This is a genomic window from Cellvibrio mixtus subsp. mixtus J3-8, from assembly GCF_000766945.1.
GTDB classification, from domain to species: Bacteria; Pseudomonadota; Gammaproteobacteria; order Pseudomonadales; family Cellvibrionaceae; genus Cellvibrio; species Cellvibrio mixtus_A.
Map to the genome: position 1 here is coordinate 437,387 of NZ_KN266207.1, position 21,559 is coordinate 458,945.

Sequence of the window (21,559 nt, forward strand, 5' to 3'; positions counted from 1 at the left end):
TCGCGGCAGGTGAATGATTTTATGCCCGAAGTAGCATTTCATTACAGTTTAAAGACATTTCGGGTGTTCATTATTTTGATCATTTTGGGGGGGCTTTTTTCTTGCTCCTCTCATCAACCTGCTCCTGTTACAGACAAATCCCGTTTCTCCCAATGGAGACCCAAAACTCACACTGTGGCCCCTGGCGATACTCTTTTTTCTATTGCATGGCGTTATGGGCTTAAGTATGAGGATCTTGCTAGATATAACGGAATAGTTTCACCGTATATCATCCGCCCATCGCAGGTAATTCGGTTGGATTTACAAACCCCGGCAAGTGTAACTCCAGGAAAAACTTCTATTACCACATCGAAAAATCCCCTGATTCTGGATAAAAAAGATAGGGTAAGTACAAATAACTTGCCAGTTCAGCGTAAAGAAAATAAAACATATAAGGTCGATTTGACTAATAAAACTATTGCCAAATCTGATGCACCACAATGGCGCTGGCCAACTCGAGGAATAATTTTGTCATCATTTCAGGGCAATGACGGCTTCAATAAAGGTATTGATCTTGGCGGGAAATTGGGAGAGCCTGTGCTTGCAGCGGCTACAGGACAGGTGGTTTATGCAGGAAGTGGGCTGCGTGGATACGGCAAATTGCTGATTATCAAACACAATGAAACTTTCCTAAGCGCTTATGCGCACAACGAAAGATTAAGGGTGAAAGAAGGAGATTTGGTTAAAGCAGGACAAGTAATTGCCGATATGGGTTCAAGCGGTACTGATCGGGTAAAACTTCACTTTGAAATTCGTCGTGACGGTACTCCGGTAGATCCTCTGAAATATCTTCCGCGACGTTAAAGTGTCACACTCATGAGATAAACGGGTCATGAGCAGGTTCTCCAGGCATTTGGCATCATGAATGGAGATGTACAGCTTGGGCAAAGCTGGGTGACTTAATATAAAAAGCCAGCCGGTTAAATAAAAAAATTGATTAAGGGGCTGAAAAAATGACTTTACAAAATAGGGATACAACTGCATTTGATCGTGATGATGGATTCATGGTTCCAGACGCTGAATTGGATGATGCAGAGCTTCTTTTGGCAGAAGAGGAAGAGCTGTCTAAACCTGCAGTAGTAAGTGAGCGACTTATTGATGACAAGTACAATAAAACGCTGGATGCTACGCAGATTTATCTGAATGAAATTGGTTTCTCTCCCCTCCTGAGTGCAGAAGAAGAAGTTTTTTTTGCACGTAAAGCCCTTAAAGGTGATGAAGCTGCGCGCAAGCGTATGATTGAAAGTAACCTTCGCCTGGTTGTGAAAATTTCCCGCCGTTATGTAAATCGTGGTTTAGCCCTGTTGGATTTAATTGAAGAAGGTAATCTCGGTTTAATCCGCGCTGTAGAAAAATTTGACCCCGAGCGTGGTTTCCGTTTCTCCACTTATGCTACCTGGTGGATCCGCCAAACAATTGAGCGTGCGATCATGAATCAGACGCGTACTATTCGTTTGCCCATTCATGTCGTTAAAGAATTGAATATTTATTTACGTGCTGCGCGTGAGTTATCGCAAAAGCTGGATCACGAACCTACGCCGGAAGAAATTGCAAATCTGCTGGAGAAGCCGGTAGCTGATGTAGAGCATATGCTCAGCCTTAACGAACGTGTAACTTCCATTGATGCTCCTATTGGTAATTCATCGGATCGGGCAATTGTGGATACTATTGCTGATACCCATGTATCTGACCCGGCAACTTTGTTGCAAGACAGTGATTTGACGACCAGCCTGGATCATTGGTTGGACGAATTAACTGAGAAACAACGTGAAGTGTTGGCTCGTCGTTTCGGCTTGCGTGGTTATGAAGTCAGTACGTTGGAAGAGGTCGGGCATGAAATAGGTTTAACTCGCGAACGTGTTCGTCAAATCCAGGTGGAAGCATTGAAGCGTTTACGCGATATTATGGAAAAACAAGGCTTGGATAGCGCAGCTTTATTTAGTGCTTGAATTTAAGTTTTACTCAAAAAAAGCGGCATTTGCCGCTTTTTGTTTTTTCAGCTCTACTGTCACAGCAATAGAGCCATCGCAGCTTCCATTTCCTCATTCAAATCTTCTGATTCGGTGCCTTCAGTATCAGGATCAAGGCCAAGTCTGCCAAACGCTTTCACGTTAGATAAATCCACCTGTGCCATTGCAGACTTCGAGCCCGCGTAACTTTGTAGCATGGCTACTGTTACTACATCTGCATAATCAGCTTTGGGAATATTTCTGTCAAAATCCAAATGTTGACTGGGGATATGAGCCAGCTCTTCGGGGAAATTCCAGGTCTTCAAAATCAAATCGCCCAGTTGCCCTTGTAGTTGCTCGATCACCGTATCCAGGGTAAAGCTGTCTTTGAGTAACGCAGGATGTTCTTCTGCATAAGTTAATATGGGCAGAACCCCAATTTTGTGAACGAGTCCGGCGAGGGTGGCCTGGTCCGGGCGCAGGCGTGTGTAGTGTTTGCAGAGTACATAACTAATCCCCGCGATTTCACTGGAGCGGCTCCATACTTCACGCATGCGCATATCAACCAGATCTGACGTAGCCTGGAACATCTGCTCCATTGCAAGCCCTGTAGCAATGTTGCACGTATATTGGATTCCAAGGCGCATGAGCGCAGTGCGCAAGTCTTCGATGGAGCGACTTGCTCTTAGTAATGGGCTATTGGCTACACGGATAATTCGTGCACTCAGGGCTGCGTCGTTGCCGATAACGTTGGTTAATTTATCAATGTCTGCATCGGGGTCATCGGCGACTTCACGAACTTTAAGCGCGACTTCAGGTAAGGTTGGGAGTACGAGTTGATCCTTCTCGATAGCAGTAATAATCTCCTGGCGAACTTTTTCAGCGATAGCATTCATTGGAAATCCTGTTGCAGGCGTTATTCAGTACTTTGGTCTGCTGTAGGTATAGCATAGGGCAGTGGCAGCTGTTCTAATTTTTGCGTATTTGTTGCAAGTGTCAGCGCTCCCAAATGCTCATCCAATACTGATGCAAGTATTTCAACGTCTTCTGCATTAATGCGCGCAGCCATGACAACTTGCCCAACAGCTTGCTGCGTAATGCTGTTTATTACCTGTGTTGCCAACGCAGGTGTTTCCGGGGTATGAATTCTGAAGCGGTACATGTGCCGTTTTAACTTGCCGCGATAATGCAAGCGCGCCACGATTTCCTGGCCGGTATAACAACCTTTGCGAAAACTAATACCATTTATCAATTGGTAATTTATTTCTTGCGGTGTTAATTGTTCAAATGTTTCCGGGTAAATATCGGCAATACCCGCTTGAATATCGAGTAGTTTCCAATCATCAACACTACCTTGGCTTGCAACTGTGCCTATTTGCTGTACGAAGCCAGTAATATTTGAATGGTGAATCCAACATTCATAGCGACCAGATGAATCTAGTTGTATGAGAAAATTTCCATTGTGCTCTACATATCCGCCATCTTCACCTGGCAGGTTTAGGAAAATTTTTTTTGCCAGATCGGATGCTTCATTTCCATACAAACCATAGAGAGAGTATTCATCGTGGCCATCAATTAATTTAGCTTTGGAAAATACAATGTATTTTCCAAGGGATTGCCTGGCATTTTCCAGCATCGAAGAAGGGATGCGCAATGCGATCGTTTCTGCATTTATTTGTAATGCTCGAAAGGTCAGAAGTATTCGCCCTTTGGGATTGCACTGCGCTCCCAGGCGAGTGACAAGAGAATTTAGCTCACGCAGGTCACAGGTGACCTGGCCTTGCAAAAATTTACTGGCATCCGCACCTTGAACAAGGAGAAGTTGTGAGTGGTTAAGTTGCAACCAGGATAAGGGGCGCGTTACGGTGGTAAAGTTGGTATTCATAAATATCTACCAAAAGTTTGAAGCTTTAGATAAAAGCAATATTGAAAATGGTTAGCGGTGATTATCGGAAGAATTGCTTGTTTTTCATAGTCGCAATTTGAAGCTAATACATTTTGGTCTATAAATAACCGATGCTTATCATCATATTCGTGGAATGGATTAGCGCTTTATCAAGCCAAGGCCCGGGGCGAAGTCGCCCTATCCGGGCTAATGATTTTGCCTAGCGCTATTCATGAGTGGCTCGTTTATAATGGTAGCCTTTTTCAGTGATTAAACAGGTAGTAGCGTGGATATAAATCGTTTGTTTTGGGGAAGCCGCCGCGGCATGCTGGAATTGGATCTGGTGTTGATGCCATTTCTGGAAAACGTGTACCCCACTTTGGAACAAAGCGATAAGGAACGTTATTGGTTATTATTGGAAGAACAGGATCAGGATTTATTTGCCTGGTTCATGCGCCGGGAAAATCCGGCCGACCCTGAACTACAACGGATTGTGGATATTATTCGTGCAAATACCGGGCTCCAGAAAAACAGTTAATCCAGCAACTGACATCGCGTCTCTATCCCTGTTAAAACCGCTGCCTTCCTTAGTGGCGGTGACAATTACTTTATCTTCCCTCCTTACCTATTTTTATCGAATAACATATTTGTTATTCGCAGTATGTGTATTTTGGGTTCTTTTCCCGTGGGTACTTGGCAACCCGTTTTGGTTGATTGTTCTTGCCAGTGGTTGGTGTGGATTATGGACAGGTTACCAATATCAAACACAAACTCTATTTTCAGGAATGTTGTGGTTTGAGCGGGGAGAATGGATATTAAAGGTTGACATGGGTACCCCACAAAAATACCAGCTTGCAGGTGAGGTGCTTTGTTGGTCGTTACTCATTATTTTGCCCATGCAGTCGATAGATTCGGGCCAGCGTAAATATTTGCTGATTGCTAACGATGCACTATCCCCCATAGACAGGGCGCGCTTGCGTACCTGGATACGGGTATGCCTGAGGCCCAAAAGCTAACGGACTTTATTTTTGTGGTGAAACTTCTTTGCTAACAATTACATCCTGCCCTGCAAAATTGTGGGGAATCATAATGGTATCGCGGGCGATAGGTGATTTATCGGGATAGTCCGGCGAGTAATGCAGCCCGCGACTTTCTTTGCGCTCATGGGCAGAGCGAATAATTAGCTCTGCTACTGTTGCCAGGTTGCGTAATTCAATCAGGTCGCTGCTGATTTTGTAGTTGCTGTAATACTCGGCAATTTCTTTCTGTAACAGTTTTATGCGATGTGTTGCCCGTTCAAGGCGTTTGTCGGTACGCACGATTCCCACATAATCCCACATAAAACGGCGAAGCTCGTCCCAGTTGTGTGAAATCACTACATCTTCGTCTGAATCGCGTACGCGCGAGGCATCCCATTGTGGAGATGTATCCGGTGCCGAAATATGTGGCAAGTTGGCAAGAATGTGTTCGGCAGCGGATTGGGCGTAAACGATGCACTCCAGCAACGAATTGCTCGCCATACGGTTGGCGCCGTGCAGGCCGGTAAATGAGGTCTCGCCGATAGCATATAAATTTTGCAGATCTGTATGGCCATTCTTATCAACCACAACACCACCACAGGTGTAGTGAGCCGCAGGAACGACAGGGATTGGTTCTTTGGTGATATCGATTCCAAATTCAAGGCAGCGCGCTTTTACCGTGGGGAAATGTTCGCTAATAAATTCCGGTGACTTGTGGCTGATATCCAGATATACACAATCACACCCGAGGCGTTTGATTTCATGGTCAATCGCCCGAGCCACTATATCGCGCGGTGCCAGCTCGGCGCGCTCATCGAGGCGCAGCATAAATCGCTCGCCATTAGGCAAGCGCAAATAGGCACCTTCACCGCGTAAGGCTTCGGTGATCAGGAAGTTTTTGGCTCGCGGGTGATAAAGGCAGGTAGGATGGAATTGGTTGAATTCCATATTGGCGATACGACAGCCGGCGCGCCACGCCATCGCAATCCCATCACCGCTGGCACTATCCGGATTACTGCTATACAGATAGACCTTGCTTGCTCCACCGGTGGCAAGAACAACCACTTTGGCCTGGAATACGTGAATGGTATCTTTTTCGCTATCCAATACATAGGCACCGGTACACCGCAGCTTGCGTGAACCTGCGTCAGCTTGCGATATCAGGTTTACCGCTACATGGTGTTCGTAGATATCAATATTCGGCTGCCTTTCAACCTGATCAATCAATGTTGAGTGCACCGCCTGGCCAGTGGCATCAGCACTGTGGATGATGCGACGATGGCTGTGTCCGCCTTCCTTTGTTAAATGATAATCGCCATTGGCATTTTCCTTGGTGAAGTTCACGCCCTGATTGATTAACCATTGGATGGCTTCTTTACTGCGTTCTACGGTAAACCTTACTGCATCCTCATGGCACAGACCGGCGCCGGCAATTAATGTATCTGCAACATGGGCATCAATAGAGTCCTGGTCGTCCAGTACGGCGGCAATTCCTCCCTGGGCAAACCAGGTTGAGCCCTGGTTCACCGCATTTTTACTAAGCACAGCAACTTTAGCGTGTTGCGCTAGACTTAGGGCCAACGTCAAGCCGGCGGCACCGGAACCAATTACCAGAACATCATATTGATAGTGTTTTTTCATTCAATAAAACCCGACTCACGACAAGGGTAAATAATTCGCTGGAAAATGACGCGCATTATAACAAGCTTGCACAGCTTTAGCCGAAGGAAACAGCCAAGGCCCGAATAAGCCCGTATAATTACCCGCCAGAACTTTTTGGTATGGTTTATGTCTATGAGCCACTTTGCTTTAATAGGGTATACAGTGATAGATAGGCATACAGTTTGCTCTATGCCGGTAGATAATTAAATTTCCGGCCAAGAAATAGGGGTTAACGGTACGCCAACAGGCACGTTAAGCAAAATGTAGTTTGGTCTGGATCACACTGACTTTAGATTGACCCTGACATAAGTGCAGGGTACTTGGGGGTTAAAGAATGACTGCGCAAGTGGCGCCTGATGTTGATCAACAATTGGTCGAGCGAGTTCAAAAAGGCGATAAGCGCGCGTTTGATTTGCTAGTTATTAAATACCAGCACAAGGTATTGGCGGTGATTAGCCGCTTTATCCGCGATCATGCCGAAGCCCAGGATGTCGCCCAGGAAGCCTTCATTAAAGCTTACCGGGCGCTGCCTAATTTTCGTGGTGACAGTGCGTTTTACACCTGGATTTATCGTATCGCCATCAATACTGCCAAGAATCATATAGTCGCGCGAAACCGTCGTCCGCCTACCAGTGATGTGGAAATTGAGGATGCCGAGTTTTTTGATGGCAATGATGGTATGCACGAATTGAATACTCCTGAACACAATGTGCTGTGCGAGGAACTTGAAGATACCATCTCCCAGGCCTTCCGCGATTTACCTGACGACTTGCGCACTGCCGTGACCCTGCGGGAAATGGATGGGCTGAGTTATGAAGAAATTGCAGAAGTAATGGCATGCCCGGTGGGGACTGTGCGTTCACGCATCTTTCGGGCACGAGAGGCGATCGATAAGCGCATTAAGCCGTTGGTTGAAGATATTTAAGTCATTTTGTAAAACTTTCACAATTTTTGCGAAATTACTGAACCAATTATGTAGGGGTTAGTCATAGAGACAGTTAGTTTTACGCGAGTCATCGTTACCCCAAACCCTTTTCTATAATACTTAGTTTTGTAGAGGCACCAGCGAGAATGACAGAGCAAATCCAACCACCAGTGCTTGCCGAATCCTTATCAGCACTTATGGATAATGAAGCTTCCGAATTGGAACTACAGCGTCTGCTCAAGGCGCTGGATGCGAACCCTGAAGTAAAAACTACATGGTCCCGTTACCAAATCGCCAGCGCAGGTTTGAAAGGAAAATTACCCGTGATGGCTTCCGGTGATTTCGCTTCCAGGATCAGTGCCGCTATTGAAGCTGAGGAAACTTACTCGCAACAACCTGTTGTTGCAGCCAAGCCTGAAGTGGTGAAGGAAAGTAATGTAGTGGCTGTACCGACATCCTGGTGGCAACAACTTGGCCGCGCTGCTGTTGCAGCATCAGTAGCCGGTGCCTTGGTTGTAGGTGTGCAGCAATACCAAACTGTCGCACCGCAAACGGCTGAAATTGCAGCGACTACACCCGCTGCAGTGCCTGCTAATGTACCCGAAAACAAAGCGGCAAATTTACCGTCTGGGTTTAATGCACCGGCTTTATCTGCGCGTACTGTTGCAGTGCAAAGTGGTTATGAATCCCGGCCGCAAGAAAGCCGTCGGGTGATGTATGTACCGCGTCAAGAAGCAGCACCGGTATATAACGAAGACATATCTATTTATGTAAACCAGTTGATTCAGGAGCATACAGATAATGCCTCCATGAATAGTGGTCAGGGGATGTTGCCGTATACCCGTGTGATCCTGACTGAAGAAGAGTAATTTTTCACACTTCCTACCTCATTGCAGACTTGTTGGAATTATTAGGGAGCAGTTATGCTGCTCCCAACTAACTTCCTGATTGAGCCCAGAATGCCAACTTTCATTTCTGCTAATTTACCCCGTCGCTGCTTATCGTATTTTTCTTTTATCGCACTTTGCTGTGCAACGCCGTTAATGGCCCAGGAAACCGGGTCATCGCCGGAAAATTCGCAGCGCGATTCTGCTGATGTAGCGGCCTTGTTACATAAAATGGCAACGGTTCCAAAAACCCTGAATTACCAGGGATCATTTACCTACCAGCATAAAGATAACCCCGCATTGCAAAGCTTTCGGATTCTCCATTGGATCGAAGATGGTGTGGAGCACGAGCGTTTGCAGCATATGAACGGGGTTGAGCGTGAGTTTGTGCGCGAAGGAAAATCCCTGGCGTGCGATAGCCTTGGTAATCAGCTATTGCAAGGTAAAATTAGCCAGTTTGGTGCGAACCTTGCCCGGTTGGATCAATTGTATAAATTTGAAATTCTTGGTCCCGAGCGTGTTGCCGGGCGCGAGGCGACAGGATTACTTGCGCTGCCGCTGGATAAATTCCGCCATAGCTCTTTGTTGAGCATCGACAATGAAACCGGCCTTGTCCTCAAATCCTGGTTGGTTGATGAATCGTCACGGCCGCTGGAGCGCTATCAATTTATTGACCTGGATTTGAGTCCTGATCCGGAAAGCATGAAGCGACCCCTGGCGAAAATTCATAAAGACGCGAATTCGCAAACCGACTGTAACCCGGACGTGCTCAAACAGCCTGAACGCTGGCAATTGGCATGGGTGCCGCCCGGGTTTATTTTTACAGGCCAACGTCAGGTGCGACAAAAAATTGATATGTTGATGTATTCCGATGGTTTAACTACATTTTCGGTATTTATTGAGCCTGCTGCAGGCGTTATTCCGGAAGGGGTCGCCCATCGCGGCGCGACGCTGGTCATCATGGATGCGCTAAATTATCAGGGTAAAACCTATCGGGTTACGGTGATTGGAGAAATACCAATTGTGACCGCTCAAAAAGTTGCACAGAGCATAGGGGGGATTTAATCCCCCCTTTTTCTTTGGGGGTGGCAATATGATTGTTGAAACTGGCCGTATCGTCTCAATAGAAACCGAAAGTGTATGGGTAGAAACTGTCCAAAAAACTGCCTGTGGTTCATGTAAAGCAGAACGGGGATGTGGCCAGCGATTGATTAGCCAGATGGATGGTCATACATCTTATATTCGTGTATTACTCGAAGGCCGCGCTGCGGAAAGCTACCAACTGGGCGATGAAGTCCGGATTGGTATTCCGGAGGAAGTTATTGCAAAGAGCTCGCTAATTATTTACGTGATTCCCATCGTAGTATTAGTAATGACTACATCTCTGGCGCATATGCAATTCGCGAATGAAGCAGTGACCATGCTTGCTGGTTTGACTGGTTTATTGTTTGGAGGGGGTTTGGTGCGTTGGTATTCCTGGCGTAATCGTCATAACCGCGAGTTGCAACCGGTATTGATTGACGATAATCAGCCATTGTATTTTTATCAACCTGATGAGCAGCATCCGCATGTTGCGAATTAATGCCAGCCTCAACATTCCCCTGAGTGAAATTGAACTGACGGCCATGCGTGCCCAAGGTGCTGGAGGGCAGAATGTCAACAAAGTGTCTAGTGCGATACATTTGCGTTTTGATATCCCTAATTCATCATTAACCAATTTTTGCAAAGCGCGCCTTCTGGCGTTAGGGGATAACCGTATCACCAATGATGGTGTATTGGTTATCAAAGCCCAACGCTACCGCACCCAGGAACAAAATCGTGAAGACGCATTGTTGCGTCTGCAAGAAATTATTGTGGATGCAATAAAAATAGAAAAAGCTCGCCGCGCCACCAAACCTACATTTTCATCCAGACAAAAACGTATGGATTCAAAAAGCCAGCGCGGTGCGATTAAGGCCGCGCGCCAAAAAGTTTCGTTTGATTAACTTTCTTCTGTAATAGTGACTTATAGCCGCTGTTTTTGCGCGAATTGATTTGTATGGCTATTAACTATTTTGCGAAAACTTGTACAGCCGGTGTTACCTGGTCAATTTTTTCCTGCCATAGCTGTTGTTGCAATTCGCGGATATCCTCACCACCACCCTTCATCAACCAACCTACTAATGCTTTGGCAACATCAGGGTAATTTTGCGCGTTGGTGGGGGCGTTTAATGGCAACCATTTTCGCAAGGTTTCTACATCAAAATTTTTTGTTGAATAGCCATAACCCAATTTTTCCAATGCCAGGGCATTGGACTTTTGTTCCATTTGTCCTGCTACCGGTTGCACTAATATTTTTTTACCCAAGTGAATTGCTTCACTGGGTAATTCAAAACCGGCACTGCATATCACGCCTTCACAGCGATGCAAATCCAGTTGGAATCCCTCGCGTGAAAATGGGCGGACATGAATGTTTCCTTCATCGTAAGCAGCGGGAACTGGTTGATATATAAAAAAATCGTATTGTGGAAATTCACGCAACTGGGGAACGATGTCATCCAATCCGGCAAAAGGTAAATAAACCAGATAGTGCCTGGGGGTGGAAATATTCGAATAATGCGAATGCTCAATCAGTGGTGGCAAAATTGGCTGGTTGAAATGATGCCAGTGCAAACCAATTGGCATTGTTACCGGTGCAAAGTTGCGCATAAACCAATTAACGAAAATATTGCTATCAACTTTAGGGATATCGTAAAAAAAAGCGTTTTGGTGAGAGATACCAATCACTTTTTTGCCTGCACGTTTTGCCGCCCATGCGGAAACAGGTTCAAAGTCATTGATAATGAAATCATAGCCCTCGACATTCACTTTTTTTGTGTCTTGATAAAGTTGGGCAAGATTGGAGGTAAGTGCGGTTTTTAAATAAAGTACTTTGCCACTTTGTGTAGCAAAAGTAAGGCCGCGATAGGATTGAAAATTACCAAACGGTTCCATGTCAAAAAATTTATCGCGTTCGCGGCCTGAAAATACCCAATCTACTTGAGCGCCAGCATCAGCAAGCGCTTTGGCCATAATGCGAGCACGGGTAGTGTGACCATTACCTGTGCCCTGAACTCCGTACAATATTTTCATGCAGTTTTCTCAAGTGAAAGCTAATGGTATTAATACGGCGCACTCATAATTGCATGTAAATAGATTCCCCAAAATGCACAGGCACTTCCAAGGATGGCGCCAGCAACCAAATCGGTAGGGTAGTGAACTCCTAACAAAACCCGGCTCATGCCGATTGCCGTTGCCCAGATAAATGCAGGTATGGCAAATGCGGGGTAAAAATTCAAAATAAGGCACGCAAATAAAAATGCGGCGGCAGTATGGCCCGAAGGGAAACTGAATTGATCCGAAGGCGTAATCCACGCTTGATAGGTAGTAATTTTTACGGCAGGGCGATCGCGTTTGATTACGTTTTTCAGTAACAGATAAAGGCTTACATCAAATACATAAGCAATAATACCAGCCCAAAAAAAAGTTGCGCCTACAATTGGTTCCAGTAATAACAATGCCAATGCAACCAGGAAATACACCGGTCCATCGCCCGTATGTGAAATAAATCTGACAGAGCGACGATATTGAAAACCTTTTGTCACATGCACCCATAAGAATGCAAGTGTGTCCAAATGGTGGACTCGCTGTAAAAATGTGTTCATGATTCACCGCCTTTAGTTAATGTTGCACAGGAATCCAGGCTAGGGTGCAGAATCAACAGCACCCGATATTTTGTAACACTCCTATGTGACTATTCTGTGAACACTCAATGAATCTGAAATGACAACTCTGTTGGAGACGGGAATGGGCAAACCAGGCAAAACCGGTATCGCGCGCGTAATAGACGCTTTTGGTTATTCAATGAAAGGATTTGCTGCAAGCTGGAAATATGAAGCTGCATTTCGACAGGAAGTGGCGTTGGCTATGATTTTAATTCCAACCGCTTTTTGGCTCGCACAAAGCCATATCGAACTTATCTTGTTAATTAGCAGTGTATTTTGGGTATTGATGGCGGAGCTTGCCAATTCGTCGGTAGAGGCGGTCGTTGATCGCACGGGATCAGAACGCCATGAGTTGTCTGGTCGAGCCAAAGATATTGGTTCGGCATTGGTATTTGTAAGTTTGACCCTATTGGTAATCGTGTGGTCAATAGTAGCGATTAATCGCTTTTGGTAAGCCTATTACAGAAAAAACGCTTGTCGGTACTCATTTTGCCGGTTGTGAGTGGGATCATGGCCGGTATTTAATGAGGCATCTTATTGCCTGAGTCTGGTGTTCCAAGGAACGCTATATAATCATCGGCCAAACTGCGTTCCTGATTGCGGCGCTCTGCTGATTTACGGCGTTTGCGATGATACAGGTCCATTGGCAGGTTTCTGCAGGGGTCTCGATCCAGGCGGCGATCAGCGCCTTTACGACGGTCGATGAAAAACTTATGTTCACTCATGATCTGATTAGCTATCCCCAATTGCGCAGTGTTATGGTTATTTGGCTGTAAATTAACTTGGATCTAGTTGCGCCAAGTCAACACAGTGTAGATCTTTGACGGTAAAATGCCGCCAGTTTTTTTGCATGGATCCCGCTGGACAGATAGCCATCATCTATCCCTATGCATTGTCGTATTAGAGGTTATTGCTATGAACTCCGTTGAAAATCAAATACATACCAAGCTTGGTCGCGCTTTTCAGCCAGCCCATCTGGAGGTGATCAACGAAAGTTACATGCACTCGGTTCCTCCAGGGTCGGAAACCCACTTTAAGGTAACTCTCGTGTCGGCCTTTTTTGAAGGAAAGCGTCAAGTACAGCGCCACCAGGCCATTTATGCTTGTTTGTCCGAAGAGTTAGGTGCTGGTGTCCATGCGCTTGCGCTACATACCTTTAGCCCAAAAGAATGGCAAGCCGATGACCGGGTTCCAAAGTCGCCACAGTGTTTGGGTGGTAGCAAACACGACCAGCAAAAGAACTAGTGGTTGTACAAAAAACAAACGCTTATAATGCGCGCCCGATGAAAAGGGTATCTGCCCGATCCTGTTTTAACCCGTTAAGTGATTCTTATGACTCAAACTGTTGTTGCCGCCCTCTATAAATTTGTCAAATTACCTGATTACGAAACCCTCGTTCCTCGTTTGAAAGCGCTGTGTGATTCTTTGGGTATTAAAGGCACGTTGTTGCTTGCAGAAGAGGGAATCAACGGTACTGTCTCGGGAACCCGTGCGGGGATTGATGGATTAGTCACATTTTTGCGCAACGATGGCCGTTTCGATAATTTAAGTTACAAAGAATCCTTTTATGACGAGCAGCCTTTTTATCGCATGAAGGTCAAGTTAAAAAAAGAAATTGTAACTATGGGGGTTACCGGCATAGATCCACAACAAATCGTCGGAACCTACGTTAAGCCAAAGGACTGGAACTCGTTGATTAGTGACCCTGAGGTTGTGGTGATTGATACCCGCAACTCATATGAGTATGAAATAGGCACTTTTGAGCGCGCTATTGATCCACAAACCGAAACCTTTCGTGAGTTTCCCGCATATGTAGCGGAAAATCTGGATCCTGCCAAACATAAAAAAGTTGCCATGTTTTGCACAGGTGGCATTCGTTGCGAGAAATCCACTGCATATCTGAAAGAGCAGGGCTTTGATGAGGTTTATCATTTGGAAGGCGGTATTCTTAAATATCTGGAGGAGGTTCCGGAAGAAGAGAGCCTTTGGCGTGGTGAATGTTTTGTATTCGATAATCGCGTAGCGGTAAATCATAAATTGGAAAAAGGTATTTACGATCAATGCCACGGTTGCCGTTTTCCAATCACAGAAGAAGATAAACTCTCACCGCAATATATGCTTGGTGTTTGTTGCCCGCGGTGTTTTGATAAACTCACTGATGATCAAAAAATTCGTTTTACCGAGCGTCAGAAGCAAATCGAACTCGCCAAAGAGCGCAACGAGACCCATATTGGTGCTTTACCTCCTGAGCGCCAGTTACGAGCCGCCAAAAAACGTGAATTACGTGAAGAGCAGCGCCGGAATTCGCAGGCAGCAGGAAATATTACAACTCTTTCTGTTGGAAATAGTGTTTAGCTATTTGGTCACATAATTACAATATGATTTAATAGCGGCTTCATTGATGACTTCAAGTGGTACCTATGAATTTTGATGATTGGACAGCGGACCTGGCAATTGGCACTGCAACTCATGCCAATGGTTTTACGATTCGTATAGAAGGTAACCCCAAAGACCCGTCCGAGGTATACCCCGGCAAATTTCCAGAGGGCATCAGTTTTGTGGATCAGGCGCGCCTGTTGCGCTCAGGCTTGGAGTTCCTGGCAAAAGCCGGAAACAGTGCCCCCAAGTCATGGCAATCAAATCCTGCGCAGGATGTAAAAACCGAAGCGATTAAAGCGCGTGAAGAGCTTGCCAGGCGCTTTGCGGAGCGCCCCGATAAGCCACAACGCTCTGTGCTTTCATTGAAGAAAAACTCCTGATTTGTTTTGCAATAAAAAGTTGCTCGAAAAAAACGGCGCCTTCAGCGCCGTTTTTTTTATTGCTATATCTATTGCTTCACATTGCTAGCCGAAAAACCCTAACGGATTTTTGGTAACAGCAACACTCACCATATAGGCAAATACCAACAATGCAATTAACCAGAAAGCTTTGCTGGTAATAGGGTTAGCGGCTTTAAAGGCAGCAACACCTAAGCCAATGTAGGCAACCAGCGCAATAATTTTGGCTAGCAACCAGGGCTGATTGCCGGGTGACATATTTAAATTTACTGCAAGCACAATACCGCTGATCAATAATAAGCTGCTAATAATGTGTGGCAAAATTTTTACCCATTTTTTGCCTAGCATTCCGGAGTTCATAAATAACCAAATGCCGCGCAACACAAAAAGAATTAACGACAGCGCAACAAATGTTAAATGCAAATGTTTTAGGGCTAAATACACAGTGTGTTCCTTAATAATGGTTGTTAATTATAGCGAATGTAAAAACGGTTGTTCTTTTGCTTTTTAACCAGGGCTTAATGCTTTTGTTACCAGGGTCAGCATGGCTTGCGACAGCGGCAATTTCAGTGCGGCCTCATGGCCTTTCGCAGACATTTTATTCCAGGTTTTACGAATGATATCGATGAGTTTTTCTTCATCGTGCTTGCTGGCAAAATCTTCCAGGTAAAACTCGATAAATACCAGGCACACAACATCTTCCAGCGCTTGAACTTCTTCATCGCGTTTCAGGCTGCGTTTCAGTAATAAATCTTTCACTCGCGTAATGATTGTTTCATCGTAGCCATGTGCTGCCATAATGTCGCCGGCAATATCGCCATGCATTTGCGCCAAATCCAGGCGCCACTTTTTATAACCACTGCGATCCATCGGGTAATCGCTACGTGGAATTTTCCAGCGGCAAATGTGCTGGCTGCGTGCAGCGAGTTGCAGCGCTTCTGATGGTGAATCGCAAAATTGATGCAGGTGTGCACTCATTCTTTGAGCATATATCCACTCTTTGGCAACGGGTTTTCCATCAACCAGTTCAGTATTCGGATCTTGCAGATTGGCTGCATCAAATGCGGTCAGCGTAGCTTCCAGGCGAATTAAATCGGTCATAGTGCGATCTCGTTAAATTAACAGCCGGTATCGCCATTTGCGATATTGCGTAATTGCTCCATGTTGTTGATCAGCACTTCTTTTTTATCAACATGAATTACATCCTGCTTTTGCAAACGAGTAAAAATTCGACTGACCGTTTCGATAGTCAGGCCTAAATAATTGCCAATATCGGTGCGTGACATCGGTAAACGAAATGCTATAGCCGATAATTGGCGGCGACTATTACGGCTGGAAATACTAAGCAGCAGGGCAGCGATACGTTCTTCAGCGCTGCTTTTGCTCAGCAGTGTAATAATTTGTTGGTCTTGTGTAATTTCGCGGCTCATCAATTGGAAAAAATGCCGCTGCAAATTAGGGATCTGCAAACTTAATTCTTCCATACGATTAAATGGAATTTCACATACCGACGAAGTTTCCAGCGCGATTACCGAATTGGTGTAACGATTGTCAGCAATACCATCCATGCCAACGACTTCGCCGGGCAAATAGAATCCGGTCACTTGCTCTTCACCGTTGTCACTCAGCGTCATGGCCTTAACCGCGCCAGAGCGAATAGCGTATACAGAATCAAACTGCTCACCGGCGCGGTATAAGTAGTCACCTTTTTGTAATGGTTTGCCGCGCTGCACAATGTTGTTGAGTTTATCAATATCATCAATATGCAAACTGATTGGCAGGCAAATGGTATTCAACCGGCAATTGCCACAACTTACGCGTTTGTCGTGCGGGCAATTGGAATCCTGGGCTTTTACAAGCGGCTGATTAATATTCATGAAGTGGTAACCTCACGCGTTTCGCGGGCATGGATTGCGGATATCGGATTGTTGCAGCTTTACCTGGCACGGTAAAGGTTAAGTTCCATGTCCAGCGTCTTGCGCAAGAGTTGTTGGTCAACGGTGAATATATAGAAGCGGTGTTGCTCTACAGGGATTGCCTGGGTGGGATTCATGAATATGATCCGCTGTTTATGTATGGTTTGGCGCAAGCCGAATTCGGGTTGGGTAATTGTACGATTGTTAAAGAATTAAAATGATATCCATGGTAAAGGATTAAATTGACTACGCAGGAATTGCGTCGTTAGTTAAGGAAAAAATGGGCTGGAATTCCAGCCCCAGGGAGATTAACCGGGGATTCCGGTTAAGTGAAAGTGGGTTCGCCATGTGAATTTCAAGCGTTGGCGATGTGATGAATCTTAGCGGTTTAATGGTGGAAGACGGGAGTGACAAATTGCCGCAGGCTGTTTCGGCCTTATACCCAAAAAACGATTTTTTTGCTCGCAATAAAGCCTTTACATCATGAAAGGGCCGGAATATAGTGCGTTTTAGCTGGCCCATCTGCAGCATTATTTATGGTAAGTCTATCCGTTGTTCTAGCAGTACATCTATTAGCACCTCGTATTGTTCTTCATAAGTAAAACCTGAATTCGCCAGCCAAGGCTCCTCTTGGGGTATTCAATTTATAAATTTATAGAGCATCGAGGTTTATCATGGCTAGAAGTACTGGCACCGTTAAGTGGTTCAACGAGTCTAAAGGTTTCGGTTTCATTGCAAGCGAAGCTGGTCAAGATGTATTTGTTCACTACAGCGCTATCACTGGCTCAGGTTTCAAAACCCTGGCTGAAGGCCAAAAAGTAGAGTTCGACGTTAAGCCGGGCCAAAAAGGCCCACAAGCTGAAAACGTAATTGGACTTTAAGCGTTAATCGCTCGTCGCTGTACTATCTAGCTCGCTAGATTGCGATCAAAAAAGCCGCCCGATAGGTTCGAGGCGGCTTTTTTATTGTCTGTAGTGGGTAGGGTTGGGCAAAAAACAATCGATCCGGTGCATTCGATTTTGTTAATAATGTCGATTTAATGTCACAAAAACATCATAATGCGCGCCCGTTGGGGTCAGAGTGCTGGCTGCAATGTAAGGTAGTGTGATTCAGCCACAAGGAGGGGGTGGTTATTTAGATCGGTCTTCTCAGTCAAGTGGATAACCTATGTTAGAAATGTTTACCGGACTTAGCTTTTTCATGGGAGCTAGTCTCTTTCTGGCACTTGCTTTTGTTCTTGCCTATGAGTTCATCAATGGCTTCCACGATACAGCGAATGCTGTAGCAACCGTGATCTATACCAAAGCAATGAATCCGCATCTTGCGGTAATTGCTTCCGGTATTTTCAACTTTCTCGGAGTGATGCTTGGCGGCCTTGGGGTTGCCTATGCGATTGTCCATTTGCTGCCATTGGATATGCTGCTCAATATTTCCTCGGTCCAGGGCATGGTGTTGGTATTTTCCCTGTTGAGTGCAGCGATTGTCTGGAATCTGGGAACATGGTATTTCGGTATCCCGGCATCCAGCTCCCATACCCTCATTGGTTCCTTGTTGGGTGTTTGCCTGGCTAACGCATTATTGTCCGATATCCCGATCAGTGAAGGCGTGAATGTCAAAAAAGCCATTGATATTATGCTTTCCCTGTTAATTTCCCCCCTGGTAGGTTTTGGTGTGGCAGCACTGGTTTTGTTGTTGCTCAAAAAAATGTTTACCGGTCCAAAAATCCATAAAACTCCGCAAGAGCGTGAGCAAATCGATGGCAAAAAACATCCGCCATTCTGGACGAGGGTAACGCTGGTGGCATCAGCGATGGGTGTGAGCTTTGTGCATGGTTCTAACGATGGCCAAAAAGGTATTGGCTTGATTATGTTGGTGCTTATCGGTTTGGCCCCGGCCCAATTTGTTCTTGATCTCGATAGTGGCAAATACGAAGTGGAGCGTACCCGCGATGCTGCTGCCCACTTGCAGACGTTTTACCGCGAACACGAAGCAAAAGTAAGTTCACTGGTTGATGTGAATATTCCCGCCAATGCTGTCTTGCCTGAAGATTTTAAATGCAATACCAAAAATACAATGCTGGAGATCAATACCTTGATCAATGGTATGGATGGCATGACTCACTATCGCGATCTCGATGTAAATGAGCGCCGTAATATTCGTCGGTTATTATTGTGTATTGATGATGCGGCCAAGAAAGTATCCAAGCTGGATGGCTTTTCCGGTAAAGATAAATCCGATCTTGATAGCCTCCGCAAAGACCTGACTGCTACCACTGAATACGCGCCTTTCTGGGTAATCGTCGCCGTTGCATTGGCACTAGGCTTGGGCACTATGATGGGCTGGAAACGTATTGTGTATACCGTCGGTGAAAAAATCGGTAAAAGCAGCATGACCTATTCACAAGGTATGGCCGCACAAATTACTGCAGCCACTGCGATTGGTGTGGCGAGTGTGACAGGTATGCCGGTGTCGACTACCCATGTGTTATCGTCCGCTGTGGCGGGTACTATGGTTGCAAATAAATCCGGGTTGCAATTCAGTACGGTGAAAACCATTTTGTTGGCCTGGTTATTTACTTTACCGGCGACTATAGGTTTGTCAGGTGGTTTGTTTTACCTCGGGACTTTGTTTATTTAAACGTTGAATCTGTTTGGATTCGAATTAATTCCGGATTTATTAAAGTCTGCTTGATAACGGCGTTATGTGGAAAAACATAACGCCGTTTTTCGTTAAGGGGCGACATCTGATCCAAAAACGCTGGAACAAAAACTCAGTCTCAGTTCCAGTACTATCATTGAGTGTACCTTATTTGCACTGATCCATCAGATTCATCATGGTATTATCAAAACAACATCCGGATTAACATTTTTACCGTTCTCGGGCGCGCTCTGGTTTATCCTGATGTTTTTGGTGTCCTGGATGTTTGCATCGCTCAGGGCCAGGAGTGGCAGTATTTTCGTGGCCATCCTTGCACATATAATATTTAACCTTACGATGAACACCACTATCTTTTTGTTTTTGTGGTAGCTAATTATTGTAATGAGGTAACGAATCAATGACTCCGGAAATAGAAAAAAAATATCAACGTTTGCGTTCTTTCTTTTTTGGTTTGTGCATATTGGCAGCGGGGCTTTTCTTTCTCATCACCAGCAAAAATATCGTAAAAACCTTGTCAGCAGAAACTTGGCGAATTTATTCCGGTGTATTGGAAAGTGGAGATAAAGCCAGATCTACTACTTTATTTCGTACTACCTGGTTGAAATACAGTTATGAAATCGACGGAAAAAAATACCAGGGTACGCGTATTGGCTATGGTATCAGTCGTATCGATGAGGTTCAGGCGACTGATAAAATAGTTAAGGTTTATGTCAATCCCGAAGATTACAGTGATTCTGTATTGGTAACAGGGTTTAAAAACACCCATTTCATCGGATTGTTGTTTTCTGGTGGTTTTATGTGGTTGGGATTTTATCTTTGGAAAAGAACTAAATAGCGATTGATGTAAATGCGTCTTTTAAAGTATTTAAAGCAATGCTTAAAGCCTGAATCAATGGAGTCAGGCTTTAATTTTTTACGGCTGTCTTTGTTTTTCCTGATTACAGTTTATATGTTTTATTTTATTTTTTTCCGCTAGTTTAAATCGTTGAGTGGAATTGTATCTTTAATCGCTTTTCATCTCTGCCAGGAATTCAAGCGCACGCAAACGCTTTTGTGGCTCATAAACATCAATGGTAAACATAAATTCATTGATGCCTAGCTCAGTCGCAAGCTGTTCTAATTTTGCTTTGACTTGTGCGGGATTGCCAACAGCGGCGAGCGATAAAAAATCCTTCACGTGCAATTCTTCTTCGATATTCCATAAGCCCTCCATGGAATCAACCGGTGGTTTTAACCACAATGGGTTTCCTCGCAGTAATGCGAGAATTCGCTGATGACTTGTGGTGGAAAGATATTTCGCTTCTTCTTCGGAATCCGCAACAACAACCGGCATGCCCAGCATTGCATAAGGTGTATTCAGGGTTGCAGAGGGGACGAATTGTGTTTGGTATATGCGTAACGCTTCGCGCATCAAGCGCGGCGCAAAATGCCCGGCAAATGCATAGGGCAGGCCGCGTTTTGCAGCGAGTTGTGCGCTGAATAAACTGGAGCCCAATAACCAGATAGGTACTTCCGTTCCAGCGCCGGGAATCGCCTTCAAACGTTGACCTTGCACGCTGGGAGCAAGTAATTGTTGTAACACGCTGACTTCGGTAGGAAATTCATCGGCGGCAAGATTGTCTCGCCGCAGTGCACGACTGGTGATTTGATCAGTGCCTGGTGCTCGTCCCAATCCCAAATCAATACGATCCGGATATAAACACGCCAGTGTCCCGAATTGTTCGGCAATAACCAACGGGGGGTGATTCGGCAACATAATTCCACCTGAACCAACTCGCAGCGTTTGTGTGCCGCTAGCGATATAACCAATCAATACTGCTGTCGCTGAACTGGCAATACCTTCCATATTGTGATGTTCAGCCAGCCAAAACCGTTTGAAGCCCAATTTTTCCGCTGCTTGTGCATAACACAGTGAATTTTGCAGTGTATCGCTGATACTGGAATGCTCGCGAACAGAGGCTAGCTCCAATAAAGAAAACGGGATGGATTTCAACATGATGGTTACTCCGGAATGCATTGGCTCGCTGCGCCGCTTAACTTAATTGGGGCAATTGAGGCAGCTTCAAGAGTTGGATGAGGCAGAAGTTTTCGATAATGTC

The 21,559-nt window shown here is 45.3% G+C and carries 28 protein-coding genes; 18 read left to right on the forward strand and 10 right to left on the reverse strand.

Annotated elements, in window-relative coordinates; translation table 11 throughout:
• The first annotated feature begins 21 nt into the window (after nt 1-21).
• Together A596_RS06845 and rpoS are read left to right on the forward strand one after the other, a co-directional pair.
• Nucleotides 22-843 carry a peptidoglycan DD-metalloendopeptidase family protein gene (locus A596_RS06845; protein ID WP_052417316.1) on the forward strand — a complete coding sequence of 274 codons (822 nt, stop codon included), beginning with the start codon at nt 22-24 and terminating at the stop codon, nt 841-843.
• Nucleotides 844-992: 149 nt separating this feature from the next.
• On the forward strand, nt 993-1,988 hold the full coding sequence (gene rpoS, locus A596_RS06850) for an RNA polymerase sigma factor RpoS (RefSeq protein ID WP_039913389.1): 996 nt from the start codon (nt 993-995) through the stop codon (nt 1,986-1,988).
• 59 nt (nt 1,989-2,047) lie between these two features.
• Here rpoS and A596_RS06855 read toward each other — a convergent pair whose 3' ends face one another.
• Complete coding sequence (locus A596_RS06855) at nt 2,048-2,884, reverse strand: HDOD domain-containing protein (RefSeq protein WP_039913390.1); 837 nt, start codon at nt 2,882-2,884, stop codon at nt 2,048-2,050.
• A 20-nt stretch (nt 2,885-2,904) separates the two neighbouring features.
• Nucleotides 2,905-3,873, reverse strand: a complete 969-nt coding sequence (ygfZ, locus tag A596_RS06860) for a CAF17-like 4Fe-4S cluster assembly/insertion protein YgfZ (protein WP_039913391.1) — start codon at nt 3,871-3,873, stop codon at nt 2,905-2,907.
• A gap of 286 nt (nt 3,874-4,159) precedes the next feature.
• Here ygfZ and A596_RS06865 point away from each other — a divergent pair, with 286 nt between their 5' ends.
• Both A596_RS06865 and A596_RS22900 read left to right on the forward strand, forming a co-directional pair.
• Complete coding sequence (locus tag A596_RS06865) at nt 4,160-4,411, forward strand: FAD assembly factor SdhE (RefSeq protein WP_039913392.1); 252 nt, start codon at nt 4,160-4,162, stop codon at nt 4,409-4,411.
• Nucleotides 4,380-4,889, forward strand: a complete 510-nt coding sequence (locus tag A596_RS22900; RefSeq protein ID WP_152600120.1) for a protein YgfX — start codon at nt 4,380-4,382, stop codon at nt 4,887-4,889. The genes A596_RS06865 and A596_RS22900 overlap by 32 nt, the downstream gene beginning before the upstream one ends.
• A 6-nt stretch (nt 4,890-4,895) precedes the next feature.
• On the opposite strand, the gene nadB is transcribed toward A596_RS22900, so the two are convergent.
• A complete protein-coding gene (gene nadB / locus A596_RS06870) occupies nt 4,896-6,533 on the reverse strand; it encodes an L-aspartate oxidase (RefSeq protein ID WP_039913393.1) in 1,638 nt (545 codons plus the stop codon).
• A gap of 355 nt (nt 6,534-6,888) precedes the next feature.
• Between nadB and rpoE the strand changes: the two genes are divergently transcribed.
• From rpoE to arfB, 5 genes are all read left to right on the forward strand, one after another.
• Complete coding sequence (rpoE, locus tag A596_RS06875; RefSeq protein ID WP_039913394.1) at nt 6,889-7,479, forward strand: RNA polymerase sigma factor RpoE; 591 nt, start codon at nt 6,889-6,891, stop codon at nt 7,477-7,479.
• Nucleotides 7,480-7,625: 146 nt separating this feature from the next.
• Nucleotides 7,626-8,348 (forward strand): sigma-E factor negative regulatory protein, encoded by a 723-nt coding sequence (locus A596_RS06880; RefSeq protein ID WP_084128109.1) that lies wholly within the window; start codon nt 7,626-7,628, stop codon nt 8,346-8,348.
• A 90-nt stretch (nt 8,349-8,438) separates the two neighbouring features.
• Complete coding sequence (locus A596_RS06885) at nt 8,439-9,431, forward strand: MucB/RseB C-terminal domain-containing protein (RefSeq protein ID WP_235425634.1); 993 nt, start codon at nt 8,439-8,441, stop codon at nt 9,429-9,431.
• A gap of 28 nt (nt 9,432-9,459) precedes the next feature.
• Entirely contained in the window at nt 9,460-9,948 is a 489-nt protein-coding gene (locus A596_RS06890; RefSeq protein ID WP_039913395.1) for a SoxR reducing system RseC family protein, read from the forward strand.
• A complete protein-coding gene (gene arfB, locus A596_RS06895; protein ID WP_039913396.1) occupies nt 9,935-10,351 on the forward strand; it encodes an alternative ribosome rescue aminoacyl-tRNA hydrolase ArfB in 417 nt (138 codons plus the stop codon). The genes A596_RS06890 and arfB overlap by 14 nt, the downstream gene beginning before the upstream one ends.
• Nucleotides 10,352-10,415: 64 nt before the next feature.
• Here the strand turns inward: arfB and A596_RS06900 are convergent, their stop codons facing one another.
• Both A596_RS06900 and A596_RS06905 read right to left on the reverse strand, forming a co-directional pair.
• Nucleotides 10,416-11,477, reverse strand: a complete 1,062-nt coding sequence (locus tag A596_RS06900) for an MJ1255/VC2487 family glycosyltransferase (protein WP_039913397.1) — start codon at nt 11,475-11,477, stop codon at nt 10,416-10,418.
• Between the two features lie 29 nt (nt 11,478-11,506).
• The gene (locus A596_RS06905) at nt 11,507-12,049 is read right to left on the reverse strand and encodes a phosphatase PAP2 family protein (protein ID WP_039913398.1); all 543 of its coding nucleotides are present in this window, start codon (nt 12,047-12,049) and stop codon (nt 11,507-11,509) included.
• 118 nt (nt 12,050-12,167) lie between these two features.
• Here A596_RS06905 and A596_RS06910 point away from each other — a divergent pair, with 118 nt between their 5' ends.
• Complete coding sequence (locus A596_RS06910; RefSeq protein ID WP_412130144.1) at nt 12,168-12,563, forward strand: diacylglycerol kinase; 396 nt, start codon at nt 12,168-12,170, stop codon at nt 12,561-12,563.
• 67 nt (nt 12,564-12,630) lie between these two features.
• Here the strand turns inward: A596_RS06910 and A596_RS22630 are convergent, their stop codons facing one another.
• Nucleotides 12,631-12,834 (reverse strand): hypothetical protein, encoded by a 204-nt coding sequence (locus A596_RS22630; protein ID WP_084128111.1) that lies wholly within the window; start codon nt 12,832-12,834, stop codon nt 12,631-12,633.
• A 190-nt stretch (nt 12,835-13,024) separates the two neighbouring features.
• Here A596_RS22630 and A596_RS06915 point away from each other — a divergent pair, with 190 nt between their 5' ends.
• The 3 genes from A596_RS06915 (at nt 13,025) to A596_RS06925 (ending at nt 14,868) form a co-directional block, all read left to right on the forward strand.
• Nucleotides 13,025-13,354: a BolA family protein gene (locus A596_RS06915; protein WP_039913400.1), complete on the forward strand. Its 330-nt coding sequence runs from the start codon at nt 13,025-13,027 to the stop codon at nt 13,352-13,354.
• Between the two features lie 87 nt (nt 13,355-13,441).
• The gene (gene trhO, locus A596_RS06920) at nt 13,442-14,464 is read left to right on the forward strand and encodes an oxygen-dependent tRNA uridine(34) hydroxylase TrhO (protein ID WP_039913401.1); all 1,023 of its coding nucleotides are present in this window, start codon (nt 13,442-13,444) and stop codon (nt 14,462-14,464) included.
• Nucleotides 14,465-14,529: 65 nt separating this feature from the next.
• Complete coding sequence (locus tag A596_RS06925) at nt 14,530-14,868, forward strand: hypothetical protein (protein WP_039913402.1); 339 nt, start codon at nt 14,530-14,532, stop codon at nt 14,866-14,868.
• Nucleotides 14,869-14,952: 84 nt separating this feature from the next.
• On the opposite strand, the gene A596_RS06930 is transcribed toward A596_RS06925, so the two are convergent.
• From A596_RS06930 to fnr, 3 genes are all read right to left on the reverse strand, one after another.
• Nucleotides 14,953-15,330 (reverse strand): SirB2 family protein, encoded by a 378-nt coding sequence (locus tag A596_RS06930; protein ID WP_039913403.1) that lies wholly within the window; start codon nt 15,328-15,330, stop codon nt 14,953-14,955.
• Nucleotides 15,331-15,393: 63 nt separating this feature from the next.
• A complete protein-coding gene (locus A596_RS06935; RefSeq protein ID WP_039913404.1) occupies nt 15,394-15,987 on the reverse strand; it encodes a DUF4202 domain-containing protein in 594 nt (197 codons plus the stop codon).
• A 17-nt stretch (nt 15,988-16,004) separates the two neighbouring features.
• Entirely contained in the window at nt 16,005-16,763 is a 759-nt protein-coding gene (gene fnr / locus A596_RS06940; protein ID WP_039913405.1) for a fumarate/nitrate reduction transcriptional regulator Fnr, read from the reverse strand.
• Between the two features lie 29 nt (nt 16,764-16,792).
• Here fnr and A596_RS06945 point away from each other — a divergent pair, with 29 nt between their 5' ends.
• The 5 genes from A596_RS06945 (at nt 16,793) to A596_RS06965 (ending at nt 20,295) form a co-directional block, all read left to right on the forward strand.
• Entirely contained in the window at nt 16,793-17,023 is a 231-nt protein-coding gene (locus A596_RS06945) for a hypothetical protein (RefSeq protein ID WP_039913406.1), read from the forward strand.
• A 453-nt stretch (nt 17,024-17,476) separates the two neighbouring features.
• Entirely contained in the window at nt 17,477-17,683 is a 207-nt protein-coding gene (locus tag A596_RS06950; protein ID WP_039913407.1) for a cold-shock protein, read from the forward strand.
• Between the two features lie 286 nt (nt 17,684-17,969).
• Nucleotides 17,970-19,439 carry an inorganic phosphate transporter gene (locus A596_RS06955; RefSeq protein ID WP_039913408.1) on the forward strand — a complete coding sequence of 490 codons (1,470 nt, stop codon included), beginning with the start codon at nt 17,970-17,972 and terminating at the stop codon, nt 19,437-19,439.
• 120 nt (nt 19,440-19,559) lie between these two features.
• The gene (locus A596_RS23875; protein ID WP_084128113.1) at nt 19,560-19,829 is read left to right on the forward strand and encodes a CPBP family glutamic-type intramembrane protease; all 270 of its coding nucleotides are present in this window, start codon (nt 19,560-19,562) and stop codon (nt 19,827-19,829) included.
• 28 nt (nt 19,830-19,857) lie between these two features.
• Nucleotides 19,858-20,295: a DUF3592 domain-containing protein gene (locus tag A596_RS06965; protein ID WP_039913410.1), complete on the forward strand. Its 438-nt coding sequence runs from the start codon at nt 19,858-19,860 to the stop codon at nt 20,293-20,295.
• Nucleotides 20,296-20,463: 168 nt separating this feature from the next.
• Here A596_RS06965 and A596_RS06970 read toward each other — a convergent pair whose 3' ends face one another.
• On the reverse strand, nt 20,464-21,456 hold the full coding sequence (locus A596_RS06970; RefSeq protein WP_039913411.1) for an LLM class flavin-dependent oxidoreductase: 993 nt from the start codon (nt 21,454-21,456) through the stop codon (nt 20,464-20,466).
• Nucleotides 21,457-21,559 lie beyond the last annotated feature (103 nt).